The 25740-nt window shown below is 31.8% G+C and carries 18 protein-coding genes and 1 pseudogene; 12 read left to right on the top strand and 7 right to left on the bottom strand.

The window, feature by feature from the left end:
* Positions 1 to 94: 94 nt before the first annotated feature.
* Together B3630_RS13135 and B3630_RS13130 are read left to right on the top strand one after the other, a co-directional pair.
* Positions 95 to 1243, top strand: a complete 1149-nt coding sequence (locus B3630_RS13135; RefSeq protein ID WP_346898864.1) for a DUF3298 and DUF4163 domain-containing protein — start codon at positions 95 to 97, stop codon at positions 1241 to 1243.
* A 136-nt stretch (positions 1244 to 1379) separates the two neighbouring features.
* Entirely contained in the window at positions 1380 to 3191 is a 1812-nt protein-coding gene (locus B3630_RS13130; protein ID WP_346898862.1) for a glycoside hydrolase family 25 protein, read from the top strand.
* Between the two features lie 44 nt (positions 3192 to 3235).
* Here the strand turns inward: B3630_RS13130 and B3630_RS13125 are convergent, their stop codons facing one another.
* The 6 genes from B3630_RS13125 to B3630_RS13100 form a co-directional block, all read right to left on the bottom strand.
* Positions 3236 to 3586 (bottom strand): hypothetical protein, encoded by a 351-nt coding sequence (locus B3630_RS13125; RefSeq protein WP_346898860.1) that lies wholly within the window; start codon positions 3584 to 3586, stop codon positions 3236 to 3238.
* 92 nt (positions 3587 to 3678) lie between these two features.
* Positions 3679 to 4002 carry a hypothetical protein gene (locus tag B3630_RS13120; RefSeq protein ID WP_346898858.1) on the bottom strand — a complete coding sequence of 108 codons (324 nt, stop codon included), beginning with the start codon at positions 4000 to 4002 and terminating at the stop codon, positions 3679 to 3681.
* A gap of 96 nt (positions 4003 to 4098) precedes the next feature.
* A complete protein-coding gene (locus B3630_RS13115) occupies positions 4099 to 4854 on the bottom strand; it encodes a TSUP family transporter (RefSeq protein ID WP_346898856.1) in 756 nt (251 codons plus the stop codon).
* A gap of 181 nt (positions 4855 to 5035) precedes the next feature.
* Positions 5036 to 6391: a radical SAM protein gene (locus B3630_RS13110; protein ID WP_346898854.1), complete on the bottom strand. Its 1356-nt coding sequence runs from the start codon at positions 6389 to 6391 to the stop codon at positions 5036 to 5038.
* A 15-nt stretch (positions 6392 to 6406) separates the two neighbouring features.
* Positions 6407 to 6985, bottom strand: coding sequence for a manganese efflux pump MntP family protein (locus B3630_RS13105; protein ID WP_346898852.1), 579 nt, complete (start codon positions 6983 to 6985; stop codon positions 6407 to 6409).
* A gap of 451 nt (positions 6986 to 7436) precedes the next feature.
* Entirely contained in the window at positions 7437 to 8003 is a 567-nt protein-coding gene (locus tag B3630_RS13100; RefSeq protein WP_346898850.1) for a TetR/AcrR family transcriptional regulator C-terminal domain-containing protein, read from the bottom strand.
* A gap of 622 nt (positions 8004 to 8625) precedes the next feature.
* Between B3630_RS13100 and rlmD the strand changes: the two genes are divergently transcribed.
* Positions 8626 to 9990, top strand: a complete 1365-nt coding sequence (rlmD, locus tag B3630_RS13095; protein WP_346898848.1) for a 23S rRNA (uracil(1939)-C(5))-methyltransferase RlmD — start codon at positions 8626 to 8628, stop codon at positions 9988 to 9990.
* Between the two features lie 217 nt (positions 9991 to 10207).
* On the opposite strand, the gene B3630_RS13090 is transcribed toward rlmD, so the two are convergent.
* The gene (locus B3630_RS13090) at positions 10208 to 11104 is read right to left on the bottom strand and encodes a GIY-YIG nuclease family protein (protein WP_346898846.1); all 897 of its coding nucleotides are present in this window, start codon (positions 11102 to 11104) and stop codon (positions 10208 to 10210) included.
* Between the two features lie 503 nt (positions 11105 to 11607).
* On the opposite strand from B3630_RS13090, the gene B3630_RS13085 reads away from it, so the two are divergent.
* From B3630_RS13085 to B3630_RS13045, 9 genes and pseudogenes are all read left to right on the top strand, one after another.
* The gene (locus B3630_RS13085) at positions 11608 to 11955 is read left to right on the top strand and encodes a DNA recombinase (RefSeq protein WP_346898844.1); all 348 of its coding nucleotides are present in this window, start codon (positions 11608 to 11610) and stop codon (positions 11953 to 11955) included.
* A 265-nt stretch (positions 11956 to 12220) separates the two neighbouring features.
* Positions 12221 to 12508 (top strand): helix-turn-helix transcriptional regulator, encoded by a 288-nt coding sequence (locus B3630_RS13080; protein ID WP_346898842.1) that lies wholly within the window; start codon positions 12221 to 12223, stop codon positions 12506 to 12508.
* Between the two features lie 100 nt (positions 12509 to 12608).
* Positions 12609 to 17516 carry an AAA domain-containing protein gene (locus tag B3630_RS13075; protein ID WP_346898840.1) on the top strand — a complete coding sequence of 1636 codons (4908 nt, stop codon included), beginning with the start codon at positions 12609 to 12611 and terminating at the stop codon, positions 17514 to 17516.
* 137 nt (positions 17517 to 17653) lie between these two features.
* Positions 17654 to 21310: an ATP-dependent DNA helicase gene (locus B3630_RS13070; RefSeq protein ID WP_346898838.1), complete on the top strand. Its 3657-nt coding sequence runs from the start codon at positions 17654 to 17656 to the stop codon at positions 21308 to 21310.
* A 550-nt stretch (positions 21311 to 21860) separates the two neighbouring features.
* Positions 21861 to 22115, top strand: coding sequence for a hypothetical protein (locus B3630_RS13065; RefSeq protein WP_346898836.1), 255 nt, complete (start codon positions 21861 to 21863; stop codon positions 22113 to 22115).
* A gap of 592 nt (positions 22116 to 22707) precedes the next feature.
* On the top strand, positions 22708 to 23547 hold the full coding sequence (locus B3630_RS13060) for a hypothetical protein (RefSeq protein WP_346898834.1): 840 nt from the start codon (positions 22708 to 22710) through the stop codon (positions 23545 to 23547).
* Positions 23548 to 23947: 400 nt separating this feature from the next.
* A complete protein-coding gene (locus tag B3630_RS13055; protein ID WP_346898832.1) occupies positions 23948 to 24607 on the top strand; it encodes a hypothetical protein in 660 nt (219 codons plus the stop codon).
* A 24-nt stretch (positions 24608 to 24631) separates the two neighbouring features.
* Complete coding sequence (locus B3630_RS13050; RefSeq protein WP_346898934.1) at positions 24632 to 25438, top strand: recombinase family protein; 807 nt, start codon at positions 24632 to 24634, stop codon at positions 25436 to 25438.
* Between the two features lie 15 nt (positions 25439 to 25453).
* Positions 25454 to 25588, top strand: a pseudogene (locus tag B3630_RS13045) (recombinase zinc beta ribbon domain-containing protein); the annotation flags it as partial.
* Positions 25589 to 25740 lie beyond the last annotated feature (152 nt).

Here is a 25740-nt window from a genome sequence, read left to right as displayed (position 1 = left end):
TATTAAAAATTAACAGGTGTACACAGGATTTATATGGGCAAACTAAGATAAAGTTATTTTACTTAAAATATATTTTATAGAAGGGAGAAATGTTATGAGGAAAGTTATATATTTATTTTTAGTTTTATTATTAACTACTAATTTTCATGGAGCATTTGCCGTAGATACACACAGTGATCCAGATTCAGTAGAGATATCTTTACCAAGAATGGTTAATAATATACTGAAAGATGAAGAAGGTGCCACAATAGAAAACGAGGAGAAGGTATATTCTAATAAGTATGTATCAGTAAATATCAATAAGCCCATTGTAAAGATTGCTAAAAATAAAGAAGCAGAAGAACTTATAAATAATAAGATATCAAAAAGAATTAATGACTTTGAAGAATATATAACAAAGCTATCTATTAGAGATAATGAGTATAATATAAAAGTTGGATTAGAACCAAAACCCTATGTAATTAATATAAATAATAATGTGACTTATAATAAGAATAATATCCTTTCAATAACACTAAATCTATATAGTTATACAGGTGGAGCTCATGGATCTTCAGTAGATGAGTCCTTTAACTTTGATATAAATACAGGAAATAGAGGAGTCATTGAAGATTTCTTGGGTAATAATAGGAATTATAATAAAATTATTTTAGACAATGTAAAAGCTACTATAAATAAAAATCCTGAATTATATTTTAAAGAATCTGTAGATAAGCTAAATGCAATCCCTTATAATCAAAAATTTTTCTTAACAGATAAAGACTTAGTTATATATTTTGATGAATATGAAATTGCTCCCTACGTAGCAGGTATTCCTAAATTTTATATACCCCTAAGTAAATTTCCTAAAGGTTTAAATAAAGTAAATATTCAAGTTGAAGCCCCAATAATAAAAACAATAAATTATGAAGAAAGTAGTGAAGATTTTAACCAGTACTTATGTTATCCTAAAATTGAAAATATGATAAACAAGGATATAGAGGTGAAAATTAATAAGTATATTGAAGATGAAGTTTTTAAATTTATAAAAGATATAAAAGCATCAAACTCTCAAAATAAGGATTCTGATAAATATGTAAAGGGGGTTACCACCTACTACAAGAGTGTATTTAAAGACAAAAACACCTTAATTTTACATATAACCTATTCAGGAAATAATAGAAAGGATGAAAACATTTTGTTAAACAATAAAATATATGAGATAAACTTACAGAGTGGAGAAATTAAAGTAAAAAATCAGTAGATAATTAGGTTCTATATATTAATATTTAATAAGAAAATATATACATTAATCTCATATATTTAAATAAAAATGTTGTAACACATTGGATATATGACTAGTAATATAATAAGTGAAGCATTCAATTTCGGAGGAGAGTATGCAAAATAAAACTAGTCGTAACATAATAGGTCCTGATTTAAATGAATATAGGGGCGACGTAAATTATACTCTACTTGCAACACAAACCCCATATGCTTATTTACGTGGTTCTGGTTATGGTACTGGTAGATTTAGAATAGACAGAAAATTTTTTGAGTATGTAAACGGATTAAGAAATGTGGGAGTAAAAACAGGTGCATATCACTATGCAGTACCTTCTACAGATTTAACTACCGCAGATGTTCAATGTGATGGATTTATAGACGTGCTACAACAAGCTTACGGACCAGGAAGATATGGAGATCTTTTCCCTGTAATTGACATTGAAGCACCACTAGATAAATCTATATCTACAGATGCTTTACTAGATTGGGTAGACAGATTTAGAAAGAGATTTGAAAGAAAAACTAGAAGAAAAATGATGTTATATACTGGAGCATTTTTTATTGATTTATATAATAATTTCTACCATACAAAGAAAGGCTTTATTCTAGCAGATATGCCACTTTGGATTGCTATGTATCCAGAACTACCATCAAATCCTCCATTTCCAAGGGATCAAGGTGGATGGACTAGATGGAGGATGTGGCAATTTACTGAAAATGGAACTATGCCTGGAGTAAACCCACCAGTAGACTTAAACTATGGACCAGAAAATTTAGATTTATTAATGCAACCTAGAAATGTAAGAGATTTTAGAGCAGTAGCAACAGGCCAAGAAATAAGAATGAATTGGACCCCAAATACTGATATAGATTTAGGTGGATATAATATATTCATAAACTCCAACTATGTAACTACATTAGGTAGAGATGCTAATTCCTATGTTTTAAAATTAGCTAACAAACCAAGTCTAGGAGAAAAGTATATAATGTCTATTGAAGCCTTTGATACCGACGGAGATTTTTCACAACAGAGAGCTAGTGCTAATGTCACCTTTGGCAGGGACATAGTATTTAATGATGAAAATTCCCATGAATGTCAATGTAATAACAGATGGAATGTAGATGATTATAGTAATGTAAAATCTGTAGAATTTAAGGATCCTGTAGATAGTTTAGCAAAAAGATTTATTAAACCTGTTGAAAGAAAAGAAGATTTTAATATGTATGATGATTTTGTAGAAACAGATGATGAATTTGATGATATTTTATATATGAAGAGATTAGAAGCTGAAAGAGCATATAGAAAATATTATGATAATAGGGACTCTAGGGATAAATTTGGTCTTTCTGAAATCAATAGAGAGTGTAGAACAGAGAACTCTTATAAAAAGTTAGATAAGAAATGTGAAAATCCTTGCCCAAGATGTAATAAAAACTATGAGGAGTATCACGAGGAATACCACAAATGGAATGAAGATCAGTATGATGATATTGAAAAAGAAGTCCATGATGACAATGATATGATAGATAGAAATAATTTTAAAGAACACATAGACTATGAAGAAATAGAGACAAAAGGTATAGAACAAGAAGAAAATGATATTTTATTAGAGGGTGTTGAGAATAGTAAAAGATATGAAAAACCAGTATATGATGACATCCTAAGAGAAAAATATGAAGGAGACCGTCGTAGATTAGAAAATCGTGATCCAATAAGTTATAAGGTATGTGAGGAATGTGTGCAGCCTAAGAGCAACTGCATGAAGTGTGAATACTTACTTCAAAACATGTATCTAAATAATTGTGATTATGGACACAAACATCATAAAAAGAAATACTATGATTATAAAGAATATGATGATTGTTATCCAAGTAATAAGAAGAGCAAGAAGAAGAAAAAACATCATAAAAAACATCACAGATAATTAAAAGTCCACTTTCTTTTAAAGAAGGTGGACTTTAATACATATTATACTTCTTTTGGTGTATCCGTAATAGATTCAGTTTTTATAGCATACTGAAAAGCGCTTTCGTCACTATCTTCATATTGTTTCATGTCAGGGAAAGCTTCATAATCAATTTCACCATCTTCACCACAGTGACAAGCATTTAAATTTTCTTCATAGTCATCATCTAAAAAGCTACATTGACATAGGTCTGAATCTTCATCTCTATCTTCGTCTTCATTTAAATCACCTTTCATAAGAGCCTCGCTTATAGACTTTATGCTCTTGTTTGAAACGGCATTTACAATTTTATCTACAACCACAACAGCACCTACAATAGCTAAAGTATTTGTTATTAATTTTTTAAAATTCATAATATCATTCCTTTCTTAAGATTCTCATTTAGTTTATGTATAATATGAGAAATTATATCTAAATATTTATTAAAATATTTTTTTAATATTTTTTATTGCATTATATTAGTTTTTTGTGCCTTTATTTTTTTCATAATAGACTCTAGATTAAACATATGAGTTTGAAGTATGTTAAGATTCTTACCTAAAGCTATGCTTCTAGTTATTATTCCATCAAATAGCTGCGATTCCTTTTGAGTTAGAGAATCCTTGAATTTACCTCGCTGTTCAAAGTTAAGTTTTTCAAATTCTGTAACAATGTGATAACAATACTCTAATAAATTGCCATTAATATTACTAGCTCTATTTTTATAATTTCTTTTGCAAACTAAAAATCCAATAATAATTATAATAATTAAAACAACAAATGAATACATGAGCACAAAGCCTCCTTTTTAGCACACATTAATAAGTATAGGCTAAGGATAAGTTCCTGTAAAGAAAATTATTCCTAATATATAAAATATTTAATATTAGAATAGTTGTAATAACATTTTTATAGCTACGGCAAGGGACATAGTAACAAAAATAGGCTTAATAACCTTTGAACCCTTATTAATAGCTAACTTTGTTCCAAGCTTAGCTCCTAATATCATAAATACACAAACAGGTATACCAATTAGATAATTTATGTTACCACTAAAAGCAAAGGTAACAAGAGCAGCAATATTACTAATAAAATTTAAAACTCTAGCATTGGCTGAAGCTTTAAGAAAATTAAAACCTAAAATATTAATAAGACCAAAGATTAAAAAGGAGCCTGTACCAGGTCCAAAGAATCCGTCATAGAATCCTAGTGAAAAAGCAAAGATTATAGAAATAGTCATATTCCTTTTATTTAATCCCTTAAAATTATCCTTTTCCCCAATGGATTTAGAAAAGAATGTATAAACACCTATGGCAAGAACTAGCACAAGAACTAAAGGTTGAAGAAAACTTTCATCCAATAGAAGTACAGCCTTAACGCCTAAAATAGAGCCTATTAAAGTGAAAGGTGCTACTATTTTAAGAAACTTAAAATTGCAGTTACCTGACTTTATAAAATTAATAGAACTAGTAAGAGAGGCCATAGAAGCTGTAAACTTGTTAGTTCCAAGAACCATGTGAGGAGGCAAACCAGCTATCATATAAGCAGGAACGCTTATTATCCCACCACCACCAGCAATGGAATCTACAAAGGCTGCCAGAAAACCTGCAAAGCATAAAAAAATAAAAGTAAGTGTATTCATAATTCCTCCAGAAATTTAATTTTTACAAGCTTCATATTAAAGTATATATTATAAATTTATGAAGCATAATCTACTCTTATATTATAAGGGGAAAAGGAAGAAAAAGAAACAGCATTACTTTATTATTCATAAAAGTACCCCATAGGCCAGGAGTAAAATTCCTTACCCAATGGGGCATAGTTTATTTATTTTTACACATTAAATTTTCTTTCCATAATGGTTCAGCACGTTTAGCCCAAGTTTCACCATAGTCTATAGTTTTAGCTACTAAATCTTCTACATTTTCAGGATCTACATACTCTGTAGATTTAGCACCAGAAGCCTTAACCATCTCTGCAATCTTTGGAGCATTATCAAGAATTGGGCAAGGTCTAAATTGATTCTTATTAAAAGGTTGATTCTTTTGGTATTCCATAAACAGTGGCTGTCCTAGAGCTTCAATTAAAGGTACTTCCTTTATATTAGCACTGGAGTAGTGGCAGAATACACAAGGTTCCACATCTCCATTAGCATTAATATGGCAGTATCGTCTTCCACCAGCAACGCAACCACCAACATATTCAGCATCGTGCCAGAAGTCCATATTAAATATTGGTTTAGTAGAGCGCCAACCTCTTATAGTACGATATAGTTTCTCTCTTTGATCAGGATTAGCCATTAGGGAAGTGTCTGTTTTGCAGCCTATAGGCATAAAAGTAAAGTACCAAGAGAAATAAGCACCCATATCTATCATCATATCTATAAATTCTTCAGATAAAACGCTGTCACAGTTATTAGTTGTAAAGCAAGTTGAGAATCCAAATGGAACTCTATTTTCTTTCATAAGAGCCATAGCACGAGTGATATCCTTCCAAGAACCATCACCACGTCTTGCATCAGTAGCATCATCAAAACCTTCAACACTAATAGTAGGAACTATATTTCCAACTTCACATAGATCTTCACAGAAAGCTTGGTCAATTAAGGTTCCATTAGTAAATATCATAAATACACAATCGTTATGTTTCTTAGCTAATTTTAAAATATCATTCTTTCTAACTAAAGGTTCACCACCAGTCATTATATAGAAGAAGATACCTAAATCCTTACCTTGAATAAGTAAATTATCTAATTCATCATAGCTTAAATTTAAAGCTTTGTTATAATCAGCAGCCCAACATCCTATACATTTTTTATTACAAGCAGTAGTAGGGTCTATAAGTAGAGTAAAGGGAATTTCATATCCATACTCTTTAGATTTCTTCCTAGATTCACTCCAACCTCTAATAGAAGAATTAAGAAGGAAGTTACTAAACACAGTCTCTAAAATATGAGGGTCCACTTCTTTTGCTAATTTAGTCATAAGCTCTACCCAGTTATTATCCTTCTCCTTTAAAAATCCTTCAATGGCATCATATTGAGGAGTATATAAATTTTCAGTATCAAATTTTCTTAGCCAGTGAACAATTTTCTCAAAGTTTTTCTCAGGATTTTTCTTTAAGTATCCAAGTCCTTGTTTTAAAGCAGCCTTTTCAATTTTATATTTTACATTTAACATAAGCCATCCCCCATTTTAAATAATTTTAAAGTAAGAAAGTATCATTTTTACTCCCATAATAAGCAATATAACGCTACCAGATATATTAACAGCAACTCTGTACTTATCACCCACACGGTAGCCTACCCTTAGTCCAATGATAGATGAAATTCCTGTTATTACAAATATGATAAACATATCTATAATGATTTCAGTACGCATTAGAGCAAAACCAATTCCTAATACTAAAGCATCTATACTAGTTGCAAAGGCTAAGGAAAAAATATTTCTATAGTTAAAACTTTCCCTTTGCTCATTGATGGATTTAATAGTCATAGCATTTTTTATCATCTTCAGTCCTAAGAAAATGAAAATAATTGCAGAAAACCATTGATTGATGGATTTAAAAGTTTCAGAATAAATTGAGCTTACTGGAAACTTGGTAATCATCATTCCAATAGTAAGCATAATAGCTTGTATTCCCCCAAATGCTAGGCCAACAATAAAATCCATACGCTTTTTTAGATAAGGTTGAGTTGCACCTGTACATACTGTCACTGTAAATGCATCTAAAGACAATCCTATTGATACTATGATTACTTCCAGAACACTCATAAGCATCTTCCTTTCATAATCTGTTTTCTTAAATTATAGTCAATATAGATTTTTATGTAAAAATACACTTTGCCCTAAATGTATATGAAAAAAAACAAAAAGCAACTTATGTAGTTGCTTTAAAACAAATCTATTTAATTGTTTTATGATAGGTTAAGTAGGGGCTTTAACAAAATAAGCTAATCTAAATAAATATTGAATAAGCACTTATATTATTAACGCTCAGCCGTTTCGGAATATTGATTTACTAAAGCATTTATTCAAGGTAAAATCTACAACACAACAACTCGTATACACTCAAACAAGTTGTGTTGCTTAACGATTTTACCATTCATAAATACTAAGTAAATCTAATATCCCTGCAAATGGCATTCGCTAACAATAATATTAAAGTGCATCTTCAATATTTTATATAAGATTAGTAAGATATTTTGTTAAAGCCCATAACTTTTTATAATGGCTTGAACACAATATCTTCCAAGGAATTAGAAAGTAGTAAATAATATTTTTCAGCTAGCTCATGAGCAGGAACTTGTACACCTTTCTTAAGCCAAGTAATTAAGAAATAGGTTAAACCTCTAGAGTAATAATTAGCAATTTCAGAAGCGGTAAGAATTCCTTCAAAATTCATATTTTCTATATCTAGCACAGAGAACAATTCTTCAAACATCTTAAGAAGAAATTTATATATTATACTCTCAAAGGAATTTTGTCCTTCTATTTTCATAGCTTTAATATAAAAATCTTTATTATTTTCTATTCTAGTAAGAATAAAAAGAATTGTCTCATTAAACATTTTATTATCTATAAGAAGGGTTGCACCTTCAAATATATCCTTATAACAAATCCATTCAAGCAATTCATACTTATCAGCAAAGTGGTTATAAAAGGAGGGTCTTATTAATTTTGCCTCATCAGTAATCATTTTTATAGTTATCTTATCAAAGGAATGTTGAGTCATTAACTTTTTAAAGCTATCAACTATCAGTGCTTTAGTATTTTCTTTTTTAGATCTCACAGTATAACCTCACCCCTTTAAAGATATTCTAAAAGTTAACTCAAAGTTTTCCACAGTTTTAACCATTATATCAACTTCCTATATTTTATGTCAATTAAGCCACATATATGCCATAATACTAAGAGTTGCCACACTCAGTGTAAGGAGAAGCTTTAAAATTCCTAGGGATATACCATAAAAGCCTAGATAAAATCTGGGGGATAATATATAATAAACTAGGTAATTTCAAATAAGGCATCTTCAAAAAATACTTCCCATCTTTGACTTGTTATTTATTTTCAGATGCCTAAATATACACCTATTTAACTAGAAAACAATATATCTAGGAAACTATAAACCTATTTAAATATAAAACTATAGAAATATTAAAATAGTTAAATAGGGAACAATAAAACAATATAACTATATAAATATTTACCTAGGAAACTATATAACTAGTTAACTATTTGTTCTGTTTATGCGGGTTTCAGAGATTTTTGTGATTTTCAGAGTCATATTTGGAACCTCTAATATAGAGGGTAAAAAATTCAATTAAAACTTATAAATATACCTAATAAATGAAATTATTTTTAAATAAAAAATTAAAATTAACCATAGAATTTTATTAGATAAGGAGATAAACATGAGAAAGAGAAAAGAATATGAATTTATCATAGAGGGTACAGAATTTCCAGGAAAGGGAGTTGCCTTCCATGAAGGAGAAAAAGTAGCTATAAAAAGTGCATTGCCCGGGCAAAAGGTTAGAGCAAGAGTAACTAAAAAAAATTCCAATGGAGTAGAAGCTAAACTTCTTGAAGTCTTAGAAGATGTAGATTACAAGGTAAAGCCAGCCTGCGATATCTTTGGAATTTGTGGAGGATGTAGTCAAGGAGACTTATCACTAGACACTCAACTTAAATTTAAAGAAGAACAAGTAAAGGCACTTTTAGATAACAAGGGTATAACAGATTATGAGTACCTAGGAATAGAAAGCAGCCCACTTCACTATGAATACAGAAATAAAATGGAATTCACCTTTGGAGACTTTGAAAAAGGTGGAGAACTAACACTAGGAATGCATGCTAAAGGAAAAAGCTTTGCCATAGTATCAGTACATAACTGTCAAATAGTAGATGAAGACTTCAGAGCTATAATAAATGCAACCATAAACCACTTCAGAGGAGAAAACCTTCCTTATTATAGAATCTTAAAACATGAAGGCTTTTTAAGAAATCTAGTAGTAAGAAAGGCTATAAACACAGGAGAAATATTAGTTAACGTAGTTACAACTACCCAAGTAGAATATGACTTCACAGCCTTTGTAGATGTTTTAAAAGGATTAAATCTAAAAGGAGAGCTGACAGGAATAATCCATACCCTAAATGATTCTCTATCAGATGTAGTTCAAGCAGACTCTGTAGAAATACTACATGGAAAAGACTATATAATAGAAGAGCTTCTAGGATTAAAATTTAAAATAAATCCCTTTGCCTTCTTCCAAACTAATACTAAAGGAGCCGAGAAACTTTACTCTATAGTAAGAGACTTCATAGGTGAATCAGAAGACAAAGTAGTCTTTGACCTATACTGCGGAACAGGAACCATAGGACAAATAGTAGCTCCAAAAGCAAAAAAAGTAGTAGGTATAGAACTAATAGAAGAAGCCGTAGAAGCTGCAAAAGAAAATGCTAAAATCAACGGCCTAAACAACTGTGAATTCATAGCAGGAGATGTAGCAGTAACCATAAAAAATGTAACAGAAAAACCAGACATAATAATCCTAGACCCACCAAGACCAGGAGTACATCCAGTAGCACTAGACTACGTTATAAAATTTGATGCCAAAGAAATAATCTACGTATCCTGTAACCCTAAAACACTAGCAGTAGACTTAGAAGTATTAACTGCTAATGGATATAAAGTGGAAAAGGTGAAAGTTATGGATATGTTCCCGCATACGCCGCATGTTGAGGTGGTCACAAAACTCACGAAGAGCAAAGCGAATTAGTGAGTTTTAAGAGTGCCACCCATGCAAGGGCTCCCCAAGAATCCGAGCGGTAGCGACGGATGATTGGTAGGAGACTACTGCTGAGGCGGTTGTTAAGCTTACAAGTAGTGTTTTGGTATTATGAAATAGAAATGCCCTAAATATAAAGGATTTCCGAGATTGAAAATGTTGCTGCTAAATTCATAGCAGTGACCTTCAGTCCTGGAAATCCTAATTTTTATTGTTTTTCTTCAAGCTCTTTCAAGGTTTTTCCTTCTGTAGTTTTCCACTCAGTTAGACCATTTACATGACCACCAATAACGAAAGCAGCAGCATAGGAAGGGCTATTAAATAGAACATCCTCTTGTAATACTTCTTGTTCATCTATTTTTGCGTTTTTTCGGGATTCCTTAATTCCCACAGGGATACTTGGAGAATCTATTGTTTCAATATGGCTGTCTTTTAAAACGACAAAACCTTCACTAGTCTGCTTGCAAGAAGCTTCAATTAGCTGCCCACTTTTTCTACTCTTTCTCTTAAGATATAGAATCAATTCTGGTTCATTGTCAGTGGTAGCTTTAGAAAGAACAGTTTTTGGCTCTGTAAATGGTAGGAATACCTTATGTCCAAGTGTCCCCATAATGATTTTTGCATAATCTATAAATTCCTCTAGTTCGCTTTCTTTTTCCTCGGTAATATTGCCTGGAGTTGGGTCGTTTCCGTTCTTAATAGTGTAGCGGTTTGCCTGCATTGCAAGATTACAGAAACGATTTTCAAGATAACTAATCTCGGTGGGACCAAATGAATTGTTAGAGGTTGTGAAAACAATGGCCTCTGTCCAATAATCTTTCTCAGCATTACGTTTATGTTCCTGCAAGCGATTGAGAATTCCTTCACCATTTTTTCTTGCACCTGCTTGACCTATGTAAACAACATTTTTCCCAGTTTGGTCTGACGTACCAAATAGAAAGTAAACACCACTCTGTTTTAGATCATCTCGTTCTTTACATTTATCTAACTCAGTACGTGGAATTTTATATGCAACACCTGTCCAGTTGGCAAGGGTACATTTCATACGACCGTTTGCATTACCATCCATTAAGAACAGATTTATACTTTTCCCTCTTGTTGCCATTAGTAGCACCTCCTAATAATTTATTCATTTACTTTATGCTCTCCTATTGTTAGGGTGTATCTTAATACCACTAATTGTAAATTAGCATTTATATCTATAAGTGTCAATATTAAATTGCTGTTTTGTGGAGTGAGAATGTTATTTTGTAGTTTAATTTAAAATAATAATACAAATACATTAATTCTAATAAATGAAGAGATATAGGATATTAACTTCTTCATAAATCAATAACAATAGATTTTTTAATAAAAAAGAGAGTTAAGAATAGAGGTTATGTTAAATAATATTATGTAGAAGATAGACATCCAGCCATCATTTCAAAAGAAATGTTTCACTATATTTAGGAAGAACTAATTAGAAGAAGGATATGTCATATTAGTAGCAGTGGGGAATGTGAAGAGATATAATGCAGAATTCATTGGAAGAACCTAGGCAAGAAATCTATTGTTTGGAGGTGCATCAGCAGACTTGAGAACACAGGTCTAGCTTGCAATTCGAGGACAATGCTTGAGGAGTTATTAAAGGATGCAGTTATAAAAGCTATTAATGAACTGCTAGGGCAAAAGGATGATTTTATAGAAGTTCTTAGCAATAATATAGAAACGGTAATTAATGAGCAGGATACCAGTGCAGTAGCTGAAATAGAGAAGAAGTTAGAAGAATTAAAAAAGCAACTATTAGTACGTGCCAATTCTAAAGAGGACTATAACGATATTGCCGATGAAATTTATCGGCTGCGAGAGGAAAAGCATAATGCTTTAGCAGAAGATGCAGAAAAGAAAGTAGTGGGGCAAAAACTTCTTGATATGAAAGCTTTTCTAAAGGAACAACCAACGCTTATTGATGAATGATATGAGCAGTTGATAAGGAGTTTGATTGGAAAGATTATTGTGTATGAGGATAAGTTAAAGGTAGAATCTAAATCTGGGGTAGAGGTTGAGGTCAAGATGTAAAGAAATATTATAAGCACCAATTTTGGAAAAAATGTTTTCTGGTTGGTGCTTTTATTACGATTTGAAGTCATTATTTTCAACATTTTGTCTGTATCAATTGTAAAATGTAAAATTTTGCGATATATTTAAATGGTAAAATTTTTACAAAAGAGGTGAGTGTGCTTTGGAAAACAATAATATAGCGTTAGTTAGAGAAAAAATAACAGCAAATATGGCAGATAATTTAGCAATGCTTCGAACAAAGTTAGGATTAACACAAGTACAATTAGCTAATTTAATTGGTGTTTCAAGACACACTATAATGCAGGTAGAAAATAAGAAAGCTAAGTTATCATGGAATACTTTTCTAAGCTTGCTGTTGGTATTAATCAAAAATCCTGAAACTGATAAACTTCTTAATATATTAGAGATATATACTGAAGAGTTGAATAGTGAATTAAAGATAAGATGAATTTAAAAAGCTAATTATATTAGCAAAAAATGTATGGTTTTGGAAACTGCTTAAATACATTATTGATTAAATAATATGAAAATCTAGGGGGTTAATCATTATGAATGAAGTAGAAAAAAGATATTTTAACGCACTTAATAAAGATCGTGGTGATAGTGCAGATACATTTGAAAAGCCGTCTAACAGAGAAATGTGGAGAAGTATTGTGGAAAAGTATTCTGACCAGGCACATTTTATCTATGAATTAATACAAAATGCTGATGATGCGGGGGCAACATCGGCTCGTTTTATACTTGAGTCGGATAAATTGATTTTTGCGCATAATGGAAAACGTCATTTTTCAATTAGCAACCCTGAGACTGAAGATAAAGATTCAAAAGAAGGTAATCTAGGTGACATCAATGCGATTACTGGTATTGCTTTTTCGAATAAAAAAACTCAAGAAAATAAAATAGGTAAATTTGGTGTGGGATTTAAAGCTGTATTCCAATACACTGCGACTCCATGTATTTATGACCCGAATTTTCGTTTTTGTATAAATCGTTATATTGTTCCTATTGCATTAGAAGCAGATTTTCCATATAGAAGACCAGATGAAACATTATTTGTGTTTCCGTTTGATCATGAGGATAGAAATCCGGTTGAAACTTATAAGGATATCGAAGGGAAATTAAAGGGGGTGTCATACCCTGTTTTGTTTTTAACAAGTCTTCTTGATATTTCTTTTGAGATTGTAAATCTTATAGGTCTCTACGGAAAAAGTATAGAAGAAACATATGAATTTGAAGATACTATCGCAGAAAAGATTTGTTTAATGAAAAATAGTGGCAAAAGTATTACATCTAAGTATTTATGGGTATTTAGCCGTTTTTATGGTGAATTTAAATACTCCGTGGGATTTTTTCTTGATGGGAATAATCACTTAACACCAGCAAATGAATCTGCATTTTGCTTTTTCCCAACAAAAGAAACAACAGGATTGAATTTTTTAGTCCATGCTCCATTTCTTTTGACGGATAGCCGTGAAGGTATTAGAGCTGGAGTTACACACAATAATAATTTGATTAATATGTTGTCAGAACTTGCAGCAGATTCAATGCTTTATTTGAGAGATATTGGAGAAAGAACATCAGTACAATTAATTACAGATGATATTTTTTCAATTATTCCTATCAAGGAAGATGCTTTTTGCGACGTGGATGATACAAGCCGTATATCTTTCAAGCCTTTTTATAGTGCGATTAAGAATGCATTTGACAATGAAAAACTGATACCTACGAAAAATGGATATACTACGGTAGAAAATGCATACTGGGCAGCAGTTCCGTTTTTATCACAGTTGTTTTCTGATTCTCAGCTTGCAGATATCTGTGGGAACAGAGATGCAAAATGGGCATTTGTTTCTCTGGGGCGAGATGAAGTTCAGCGTAATAATAAAGATTTATTCCCATATATAGATTCAATAACAAAAACAGGACTTAATGAAGACCATTTGATAAAAGGGCGTTTTAGTGGTTATGGATACAATCGAATCAAAGACATAAATGGTATTGATAAAGCCTTCATTGAAAAGCAATCAATAGAATGGTTACATCGTTTTTATAAATGGATATCTGAAACGAGTCATCGTACGGAGTTGGCTAAGGTTGCACCTATATTTTTAGACCAAGATTCAAATGCTGTTGCTGCTTTTGATGAAGAGCAACATTTGATTTTATTCTTACCGGTACAAGATATTGCGGGTTACAGAACAGTCAACGAAGAATTGTTGAGCAACAAGGAAACTGCAGAATTCATTGTAAAGATAGGTGTAGCTAAGCCTTCTATTCGTGACCGAATTTATAACGTTATTCTTCCACAGTACAAAAATAATGTTGCAATTGATACAGACCCACATTTTATGTTGTTTTTTAGGTATTACCGCAAATGTTTGCAGGAAGAAGTTGATGATTTCATTGACGAGATAAGAGATTGTGGATTTATTAAATATTATGCTAAAAATAATCCGAAAATTTATAGAGGTAAAGCGAAAGAACTATATTTGCCCACTGATGAGCTGGTTGAATATTTTGAAAGCAAACCTTCTACATGCTTTATTGATTATGATACTTATAAAAAACTTGTTGGTGAATCAAATGAGAAATATTTAATATCATTTCTAACTGAATTAGGTATTAAGAAAAGCGTAAATGTATATGATAAAGAACTAGAGCAGGATGAAATAAATAACAGACGTGATTTGCCGAAACCATGTTCCACATCAACTTATACATATAATGAAAAATATATAGATGGTTGTAAAGAAATCGTTAATTTTATTGAAAAAAATGAATCAAAAGAAAAATCTATTGTGTTGTGGAAACAACTAATTAGCATTATTTCTACAAAATGCATATATGGGGGATTAAAAAAATTATTAACAGGTACTTGTTCATATTTTTATTATTCATCAAAAAGCCAGAGTTTTACTTCATCTATTGCAAATTTACTTTGCTCATCTAGCTGGTTGATGAATAATAAAGGAGAGTTCGTTTCTCCAGGCAAGGTATCATTAACTACTCTTTCTGAAATATATGATGTAGAAGTTGAAGAGGCACCCGAACTATTGAGTTTCTTAGGTATTTCAGTTGAGGGAGAATATATTTATGACCAAGAGGATGATAGCAATCTATCCGATATGCAAAGGGAGCGTATAGAGTTTGCAAAACGTTGTGATGAACTAGGCTTGACAGAAGAAGACTTAGAAGAAATGGCACAAATCAAACGTAGGAGAGCGTTGGAAAATAACGCTTTGAACGGATATGCTTCTGGCCATAATATATCTGATGATGATATGGACGATGAAATCTTTGATGATATTCACGATTCTGAAGATGAAGATGAAAAAGAACAAGATCCGATAAAGAAAATTCATCAGGTAATTTCTAGGGTTGCTAAAGATATCATTAAAAGAACCAATCCCACCCCTATGGCATATGACGATTCTCCTATGAATGAATTTGAAGATATAGATGCAGATGAATTCACACCTTCTTCAGTGGACTTTAGTCGAAAAGCTGAACTAGAAAAGCAAAAAGCTGCAAAAGTTATTGATAAAATTGCTTATCAAGAGGAATTGCAACAACGTGCTTTAGAAGCTGATAGATATTCGTATGGATGGTTTAAGGCTCTTTTAGAGCTTGAGGCATTAAATAGTAATACTAACAATATGAACAGCAAAGAAGTGTCAATTAGTTTTACTCGTGTGGAACGTGAACCGGGTACACATAGGACACTTATTTTGAAACAGTCAAATCGATATATTCCACAATTTATGGAGGATTTAGCTGATATTCCACTAGTTCTTCGTTTTGGAGAGCAGACAAAGACTTTAGCTATTGAGGTGGCAAATGTTAAATCATATGCTTTGCGTGTGAAACTGAAGTCTCATGTGGACATTGAAGACCTCGATTTATCAAAAGTAACAGAGGCACGTATTGATGCCAGAAGTCCGGTATTCTTGTTAGAGGAACTTCGTAAACAGTTTGATGAACTGGATTACGATGCTGATTTCAATATGCAAGAAAACCTATGTGAAAATATAGAGTTTGTATTTGGTCCTCCGGGAACAGGAAAAACAACTCATCTAGCTAAAAATGTTCTTGTGCCTCTTATGTTTAGCAATCAGGATTTGAAGGTTTTAGTATTAACACCTACAAACAAAGCAGCCGATGTTTTGGTGCGAAGAATAATGGAAGTGATGGACAAAGATCTATCTTATAACGAGTGGTTAGTAAGATTTGGTGGTACTGGTGATGAACTTATTGAACAGAGTCAGGTATATCGTGATAAAACATTTGATATTCGTACATTAAATAAAAATGTTACAGTAACAACGATTGCACGATTCCCATATGATTTCTTCATGCCACAAGGTTCTCGTATCTTCTTAAATGGAATAAAATGGGACTGCGTTATTATTGACGAAGCATCAATGATTCCTCTGGTTAATATTGTATATCCTTTATACAAGAAAACTCCTAAGAAGTTCATAATTGCAGGTGACCCTTTTCAGATTGAGCCTATTACATCAGTAGATTTGTGGAAGAACGAAAACATTTATACAATGGTACATTTGGACTCATTTGTGAACCCAAAAACTATTCCTTATGATTATAAAGTGGAGTTGCTTACAACACAGTACCGTAGTATTCCATCGGTTGGATCCGTATTTAGTAAGTTCGCCTACGGTGGAATTCTAGAGCATTATAGAGGTGAGGATAGTAAAAAGCAATTAAACATTGATGACAAACTTAAGGTCAACGCACTCAATATAATCAAGTTTCCAGTAAGTAAATACGAGAGCATATACCGCTCAAAAAGATTACAGCATAGTAGTTCGTATCAAATCTATTCTGCATTATTTACTTTTGAGTTCGTATCATATTTATCGAATCTAATTGCAAATGCAAATTGTGGAGATTTGTTTAAAATAGGTATCATTGCTCCCTATAGAGCACAAGCGGATTTGATTGAGAAATTAATTGGTTCCGCCGAAATTCCAAAAGAAATTGATGTTCAGGTTGGAACAATTCACGGATTCCAGGGAGATGAATGTGATATTATTTTTGTGGTGTTTAATACACCTCCAACAATTACTGTGGGCAAAGATATGTTCTTAAATAAAAGTAATATTATTAACGTGTCCATAAGCCGTGCAAAAGATTACCTGTTTGTCGTAATGCCAGACGATAATACAGAAAATGTTGGCAATTTACATTTGGTAAAACGTGTAGAGCAGCTTTTTAAAAGTAGCGATTCGTATGTAGAATTCCAAACGCATGACTTGGAACAACATATATTTGGTAATGCTCAATACTTGGAGGAAAATGCTTTTTCAACTGGACATCAAAGTGTAAATGTATATAGACTGCCTGAAAAATGTTATGAAGTTCGAAGTGAAGATACGGCGGTTGATGTGCAAATATATCGACCAATAGAGCAAAAAAATCAGGAGAAAACAGAATAATTAAGTTCTATACCGAATGAAAAAGCATTAAAATTGATAAGAAATACTTCCATGTCAGTATACCAGAGAGTTTTTCTGGAGACCGGTTTATAATAATATCAGATATTATGTAATAGAGGTTTAGGAGGAGAGGGCTAATGTGTAAGAAAGTTAAACCACAAACAAACTATGTACAACACTTTTCAACAAGAATTCCGTGGAAAGATAACGATTATACTGGGCGAATTGACAATAATCCTAGGTATAATGTAGCTGCTCAAGTAATTCCCAACATTGCATCGTCACGGGACTTGGAGTTTGAGGAAACAAATAAAGGTAAAAGTTACAAACAAGTAGGACCGGTAAAAATGCAAAACTGGATTACAGAGAACGCGGCGTTCATGAGTGATACTAAGCTTTATCTTAAAATGAACCATCCATATAAAAAAGGAAATGCTAAGTTCAAGCATTTTGAAGAAACAACTTTTGAGATGAACCCGTATTCATTTTTATTGCGTCCATTTTCATGGACTTTAAAGGATAATGCCAGTGAGAAACAAAAGTATTACAATTTTTATTTTGACTTAGAAAAAACAGAACAAATGCTGAGCTGGTCAAGTTCGTGGGTATCGCATGGAGAATCTCAAAAAGGGATTTTCGACTACTTCTTTTCCGGAATTAGTCCGCACAATTCATTGATATTTCCATATTACAAACAAGTTCCGTTTATCGATGATAATAGGCGTGTAATTGCAGGAATGGGAAATATAGTATCAAATGTAGAAATTAAGGAGTATGAGTCTGATGGAAGCAGTGACGAAAAAAACTACATTTGGGAGACAAATGCAGCTCATTCAATAAGAGTAGATGGTAAAGATGGCTTTTTAATGCCATATCTTGAAATTTCCGAGTATGCAAAAAAGCATCCTGATTTTGATGTAGCGAGTGTCACATTGTTTGAACCAGCAGGTTTTAGATTGGAATTTTCATATGCAGTTGAATGGGTTTGCTACGATGCGGCTATTGATGTGCTAAATCAAGCGAAAACTGTATTGAAAAATATAGCTAAACTCGAGCTAAAAGAAGCCAATCATGAATGGGTAAATATTCAACTTGATTATATTGATAATCAATTAAAAAGCGTTTGGAATCAACGTGGTATATTCCCAGGATTAGGTTCAGTTTTATCAGCTTTCGGTGTTAGATACGGTTTCGATGTTGCTAAACATGTTGATACTTCTGAAAATGACCTTATTTCTGAATTGAAGTTATACTTTTCAGGTGATAAAGAAATTGGAAAAGAAAAATTGGATAACAGCTTAGCTGACAAAGAGGATGAATTTTCTGGTTTACTAAGAGATGAAAACAAAACTCGATTCTTTGAACTTTTGTCTCGATTGAATCTTTCTGTTGAACAAGCTATTTATTCTTGGGGTAACCTGAAAAATTATGCAGCTAAAATTATTGAAAACCCATACCTGTTATACGAACTTACACGAAAAGAAAAGGACGAACATCAAGTTACTATTTCTCAAATCGATAATGCAATGTTTGTGAATCCGTTGGTGGAAAATAAGTATCCTCTCAAGAAACCAACTAAAATGAGAACTGAAAGTGATAAACGCCGATTTAGAGCTATGGTGATATTTGTTTTAGTCCAAGCTGCAAATCAAGGCCATACTTTACTCAGTTATGATCAAATTGTTGAAGAAATTAACAAATTACCATTAGATAATAAAACGGATTTTCAAACAGAAAAGATTGAAGGTGTTCTAGAGTTCTTGCAGGAAGGTGAATTGCACGTTGATGTGGAAAATACTTATATCAAACTGAAAGAATATCAAGATTATAAACAATTGATAGTCGATATAGTGAATAGCCGTTTAGGAACTAGTTTATCAAGTGAACAAAACTGGAGAAAAATTATTGACGACCAATTTGGAGAACTTCAAGAAAATAATGAAGATAACGATGAACTGGCTCGTGATGAAAAGGCAACAGCGTTAAAGGTTCTCGAATCTTCTAAGATATCTGTCTTATTGGGAAGAGCAGGGACGGGTAAAACATCAGCATTGGGAATTTTTGCTTTTTCAAAAGAAATTAAGGCTGGTGGAGTATTAGCATTGACACCTACTGGAAAAGCAAGAGTTCAACTTGAAAATTCATTTAAGAAGAATAGTGTTGAAGCTGAGTTTATGACTGTGGCACAATTTTTAATTCGTTCAAAAGGTTTCAGTTGGAACACAATGACTTATAAGATGCCAAGCAAACCTAGTTCAATTATAGCAAAAACAGTTATTATCGATGAAAGTTCAATGCTGACTGAAGATATGTTTGCTGGCATACTAAAGCTTATTGATTCTCATGCTGAAAGAATTATCTTTGTAGGAGATCCAAATCAATTACCTCCAATAGGAGCAGGACGCCCATTTGTCGATTTGATTAATTATTTAGAGAGTGCTTATCCAGAAAAGGTAGCAATATTGAAAACTGAGATGAGACAAGGTTCAGGTGGTGATGATTTATCATTTGCTCAAATATTCTCTAATTTGGATTCAGTTGATAAAGATGTAATTTACCACATTCAAAACAAACAAACAGATAATCGTCTTAAATATATTCAATACAACGATTTAGACGAGTTAGAAAAAGTGTTTTTTGAGGAATTGGTAGAAATTTCAAATATGACAACTAAAGATGATATTGAGGGTTTCAATAAAAGTTTAGGTGCTGAGAAAAACGGTAAATATACAAATTATAATACCGGAAGGCATATTGAAGACTGGCAAATTCTATCTCCTACAAAATTTATTGGAACTGGAAGTTACTATTTAAATAACCAAATCCATCAAAAATATCGTCAAGACATTGTCGAGGAATGGAACAAATATCCATGGTCAAATAACAGTCCTCAATCTGTTCAAAATATTGTTTACGGAGATAAAGTCATATCTAATGTAAATGGTGAGAAGGATTACTGGGATGGTTCATCGGGGAAAGCATATATTGCAAATGGTGAAATTGGTATTATGGCGGATTACCCAAGCCACTATGGCAAAAATGATAAGAATACTAGTTGGTATAAATTCCGTTTTGGTTCATTTGAAGGAAAAGTATTTTCATATACTAAAGCTGATTTTGGTGGTGATAATAGCGATTCTAAGTTAGAACTTGCTTATGCTCTTACAGTTCACAAATCACAGGGGTCTAGCTTTGGCAAAACCATAGTAGTCATAAATGGTAAAAGTTCATTTGTTACAAAAGAACTTTTGTATACTGCGTTTTCTCGTCAAAGAGAAAAACTAATTGTATTAAGTGATTTGTCAATTCAAGAATTAGTTCAGTATGCGAATGATTGGTATTCGGATACCAAACAACGATATACAGACTTATTTAAAGTTCCAAACATCATTGAGATAGAGGCTAGTAAACAAAAACGGTACTTTGAAGAAAAATTGATTCATAAAACAATTCGTGGTGAAATGGTTAGATCAAAGTCCGAAGTAATTGTGGCTAATATTCTCGATAAGATGAAAATTGAGTATTTCTATGAAGAACCATTAAATGTTAGTGGTAAAACCTATATTCCTGATTTTACTCTACGTTACCAAGGCAAAACCGCTTATTTAGAGCATCTTGGAATGCTAGGAGATAAATCATATAAAAAGCGTTGGGACGAGAAAAGAGCAAATTATGAAAGTGCGGCAATTTCAGAAACTCTTGGAAATTTGATAATTACCGAGGATGGATTAAACGGAAGTTTGGACGCAACGATAATAGAGAGTAAAATTCAAACATGGATAAAAAATAGTTGATATATTCCCACAAACGTAAGAACTTAAAAAAGTGCCATCGACTTATTCCCANNCCATGAACGGAGAAATGAAAATTTATATAAAATATAGCGTTCATCCACTCAAAATAGGTTGTCACATCAATCCAAGCCCTATTAGCCATGTGGAGACGGTAATTCTGATGACGAGGGCTTAAAACCCAGTAACCATGAGGGTTTGATTCGCTTTTTATCAGCGTTTTCTAAGCCTTGGAAAACAGCGAAAATATAGATGACATAGGGTATTTCGAACGATGCATACAAAGAAGAAAGTATCTAAAATCGTGTCAAGTACTTTTTGAAAAATTCATTTCAGTAATGAAATAGTGAATATTACTGAGTTATACGGGTCGTATTGTGAGAAGCACACCCATATCCGTGATGCTCTCAATTATTTGAATTAGAAAAATACTTGGAATTGAATGTTGTGGAAATCAAGGCTGAACAAATAGGGTTGAATTCAAAAGAGATTATTTTGTGTTTGAAGATAAAGCGTATCTATATAGTATATTGACAGATAAGCAGGAGATAGTATGTCTGGTTTTGCACGGATTATTACTGAACAAATCACCACAGGAAACGTATTATTAAGACTTGACGAAAGGTTAGCTTTACCTGTAAATCAAGCAATTTCCTATTCAACATTCAATTTCGAAAAGTTTTATGGTCCACAGTTTCATTTTAAGGATAGTGTGTTCGAAAAGCAAAAAACGATTATTGTTCATATGGATAATGAAACATGTGATAAATTGTTGATGGTCATAAAACAAGATTATGATTTCAAATAAGGACAGCCGTTTTTACATATTGAGATAGAAACATTGCCATATGTAAAAGAGGATTATCTAAGTACAGACTGTATTACTACTTTTCTTCACGGGATGTATTATTTAGACAGTGATTGTTTTACGCATATTGATTATACAAAAAATCAATATCAATTTGATAATTATGTAAAGAAATACGCTGAAAGTACATCGGGAGTTCCGATAGATTTTTATGCAAAAAAAGAATTGCATTATAAAATATGGTGTGTGTAAAATGGTAATTATTCAAGAGAGGTTTGGTACAATTTAATGATTGTTTCATTGACAGAAAAATACCGCACTTTGCTTGATGAAATATTAGCATAAATTTGCCATAAAACTGTTCAACTAACACGGGCGTATGTTAGCATATTTTAATGTGATGTGGTTATAAAATGTACTTTTTAATAGTGAGGAGAGGATTGCTGTGAAGATAAATGACAGTATACTTAATGCTAAGTATATTTATTTGGACTGGAATGTAATCAAATATATGAAAGAATCTCGTTTAGATAAAGGAGATTTAGATAATAGGTTCAAAGACATGATTTTTCGATTAAAAGGGAAGTATAAAATGCCGTATAGTACGGCGCATATTAAAGATCGGGCAAATAACTATAAGAGTGAGTATTATGATAAAGTCAAGGAGGATTTTGATTTTGCTGAAACTATAAATGATATGCTATGTTTAGGAATTGATGATGCATCACCTGTAATTGTTCAAGAATCTATGATGAAATGTTTTAACGATTACATTACAGAACCGAAAAAAAAGTTATCGATTAAGAACGAAGATATGATGTGTTCATTTAATATAGATATGACTCGAATGGATATTTCACATCCAATATATGATTTTTTGAAATCACACGGAGGAAGATATTCAGCACAGAATATGGGAATATTTCTACAAGAAATGTATACGTTAATTTTTGAGGATGTAAGTAGGTATAAAATATTAAGGGAATATATCAAAAAAATGGATTTGAAAAACGATTTTAATCAAGCATATTCATTAGGTGAAAAAATTATGTTAGATAAGTTACTTTATCATATGTTTTCTTTTTTTGATTCATTTAAAGATGATGAAGAGACATTGATGAAGAAATGGCCTAAGATAGCGGAAAAATGGTTTTCGTTAAATAATGAGTATGTAGGTTTTGACTTGTTGTTAATTCAAGGTTATACACTTCTCGATATGCATCCGTTGTTTAATGACAAATTGAAGAAAGGAAAAAATACTTTAGATAACATTATTAGAGATGGACATCATTGTTTCTATGCGTTGAAGGGACAATATTTTGTTTCAGAAGATGCTTATACAAGAAAAAAGACTACGTTTCTTTATGCAGCTTACGATATTAAAACAAAGGTGGTAAGTGAAGCGGAATTTCTAAATTATTTTGATTTTTGATATGTTTTCACAAACGAAAAGAACGTGGTGGTTATGTTCCCATAAACGAGAGTTGGCATTTGACGTACTTGCTATCCTCTCGTGCCATGTTGAGTGTGTAATTCTGATGACGTATTGTGGTGATAAGAAGAAATAAGGTGATTGTACCACAATATGTTGTGGTTTTAAAGTAAAAAAATGAGCGAAAGTTAGGCTTATAACGCCAGATTTTTTCCCTGATTTTTAGGTGAAAATATAGATGACATAGTATTTTGCATTATAAATTAGATAGAGTGGAATTGCATGTAAGTTCATAATAAAATGCTGTTGAATTAGCTTTTACAAAAAATACAATAGAAGACTGCAAGGGTAACTAAAAGGGGGAATCAAAATCCGAAGTATTATAAATACGATAAAACAATTGAATGATAGTGGTATCTTAGACTTAATTGCTATAATAATAAGTCCTATTATTTCTTTTGCTGTTTTATTTTTTACATTAAAACATGATAAAAAACAATTTAAAGTTCAAATTGAAAATCAACAAAATGAACATCAAGAAACCATTGATATAATGGTAAAACAGCATGAGCAAGAATTAGATAAGCAAACAGAAATTAATAGGATAGCTATAATGCCATATTTGTTAATTGATAAATGCATTAAAATTAGAAGTGAAAGAGGACATACATATTTCGAGATTTCTTTTGTTAATAAGGGCAATGGAGCTGCAATTGAATTAACAGGGAAATATTTTGATAAATTGTTGGATTCATTTTTATGTCCTATGTTTGAGTCAGCATCTGCTGTATATGGTTGTGCTTGTCCTTTTGATTATGAGACAAATGTAGTGAAACCGGGAGAAAAGTGCTGTTTTGAAATGTATCGGGTGATAAATAGTAATAATATTAAGACTAAAAAATTAGATAAGGTGACTTTCAAAATATTATTTAAAGATATGTATTTAAATCAGTATGAACAAGAGTTTATGTTTTTATTTTCTGAAATTCAAGGAGATGGGAATATTGAAGTGCAGCGTGTTTCAACATATTCACCAAAAGTCATTACAAAATATAAATAATTTTGTGATATAACTTGATATGAAATCAACAACGCAGGAGCTTATTTTGATTATGGTAGTGGACTTCGGCAAAGGGGTCGATCCAATTTAGAGCAAATGATAAATATGGCGTGTGATGGCGAGATTGATTACATTCTTACGAAATCTCTCAGTAGATTATATAGGAATGTTTTAGATACATTAATAATCATAAGAAAATTAAAAGAAAGGGTCATTAATATGTATTTTGAAAATGAAAATCTAAATTCGATTGAAGATGAAGCAGAATTTGCAATCACTCTTAGTAGTATTTTAGATCAGGAAGAAAGCAGAAATCTTAGTGAAAATATTCAATGGGGCTATCAAAGAAAGTTTGAATACGGAGATATATTTACCAAGTATAAAAACTTTATGGGTTATAAATGTGAAAACGGCAACTTAGTTATAGTACCTGAGCAAGCTCAAGTAGTGAAAACAATATTTAACCTATATTTAGATGGCATGACATTACTGCGAATAAAAGAGTACTTAGAGAGCATGGAAATTAAAACTGCTACAGGTAAAGGTATTTGGACAACATATGTTATTCAAAAGATGCTTAAAAATGAAAAGTATAAAGGGTGTATCATATTTCAGAAAACTTTTATTGAAGATTATATTACTGAGAAAAGAAAAGTAAATCATGGTGAGCGGGCAAAATATTATGTAGAAGATACTCACCTAGCCATTGTATCAAAAGATATATTTGATAGAGAGCAAGAAGAAATGAAGCGACGTGAAAGAATTGTGCGTAATAATGATGGCAGCACAGAAGCATCAAAGAGCAAATTTAATAGCAAATATATTTTATGAAATTTACTAGTATGTGGGGACTGTGGTGCATCCTATCGTAGAAGAACCGCGCGTGGCAAAGTTTTATGGAGATGTGCTACTAGAATTGAAAAGGGCAAAAATGAGTGTACCCTATCTCCTATACTAAATGAAGAGTGGTTAAAAGCGTAGCTCACAGAGTTAATTTGTGACGGTAATTACGGCGAAGGTGTAGTGAAGAGTAAGGTGGATAGAATTGAAATATATGACAGACATATTTTAGTTAAAGGATATGACGGGTCAAGTGTGAAACAACGAAATTCATTTTGTTAAAGTGTTATTTG

This window comes from Clostridium sp. UBA7503, assembly GCF_002477055.1.
Lineage (GTDB): Bacteria > Bacillota > Clostridia > Clostridiales > Clostridiaceae > Clostridium_J > Clostridium_J sulfidigenes.
This window is presented reverse-complemented; position numbering and strand designations above follow the sequence as displayed.

Bases quoted from the DNA above. Each gene is read 5' to 3' on its own strand.
- B3630_RS13085 (WP_346898844.1), top strand. From the start codon at position 11,608: ATGCTTGAGGAGTTATTAAAGGATGCAGTTATAAAAGCTATTAATGAA.
- B3630_RS13110 (WP_346898854.1), bottom strand. From the start codon at position 6,391: ATGTTAAATGTAAAATATAAAATTGAAAAGGCTGCTTTAAAACAAGGA.
- B3630_RS13125 (WP_346898860.1), bottom strand. From the start codon at position 3,586: ATGAATTTTAAAAAATTAATAACAAATACTTTAGCTATTGTAGGTGCT.
- rlmD (WP_346898848.1), top strand. From the start codon at position 8,626: ATGAGAAAGAGAAAAGAATATGAATTTATCATAGAGGGTACAGAATTT.
- B3630_RS13060 (WP_346898834.1), top strand. From the start codon at position 22,708: ATGCCGTATAGTACGGCGCATATTAAAGATCGGGCAAATAACTATAAG.
- B3630_RS13115 (WP_346898856.1), bottom strand. From the start codon at position 4,854: ATGAATACACTTACTTTTATTTTTTTATGCTTTGCAGGTTTTCTGGCA.
- B3630_RS13090 (WP_346898846.1), bottom strand. From the start codon at position 11,104: ATGGCAACAAGAGGGAAAAGTATAAATCTGTTCTTAATGGATGGTAAT.
- B3630_RS13070 (WP_346898838.1), top strand. From the start codon at position 17,654: ATGTGTAAGAAAGTTAAACCACAAACAAACTATGTACAACACTTTTCA.
- B3630_RS13130 (WP_346898862.1), top strand. From the start codon at position 1,380: ATGCAAAATAAAACTAGTCGTAACATAATAGGTCCTGATTTAAATGAA.
- B3630_RS13120 (WP_346898858.1), bottom strand. From the start codon at position 4,002: ATGTATTCATTTGTTGTTTTAATTATTATAATTATTATTGGATTTTTA.
- B3630_RS13105 (WP_346898852.1), bottom strand. From the start codon at position 6,985: ATGAGTGTTCTGGAAGTAATCATAGTATCAATAGGATTGTCTTTAGAT.
- B3630_RS13065 (WP_346898836.1), top strand. From the start codon at position 21,861: ATGTCTGGTTTTGCACGGATTATTACTGAACAAATCACCACAGGAAAC.
- B3630_RS13075 (WP_346898840.1), top strand. From the start codon at position 12,609: ATGAATGAAGTAGAAAAAAGATATTTTAACGCACTTAATAAAGATCGT.
- B3630_RS13135 (WP_346898864.1), top strand. From the start codon at position 95: ATGAGGAAAGTTATATATTTATTTTTAGTTTTATTATTAACTACTAAT.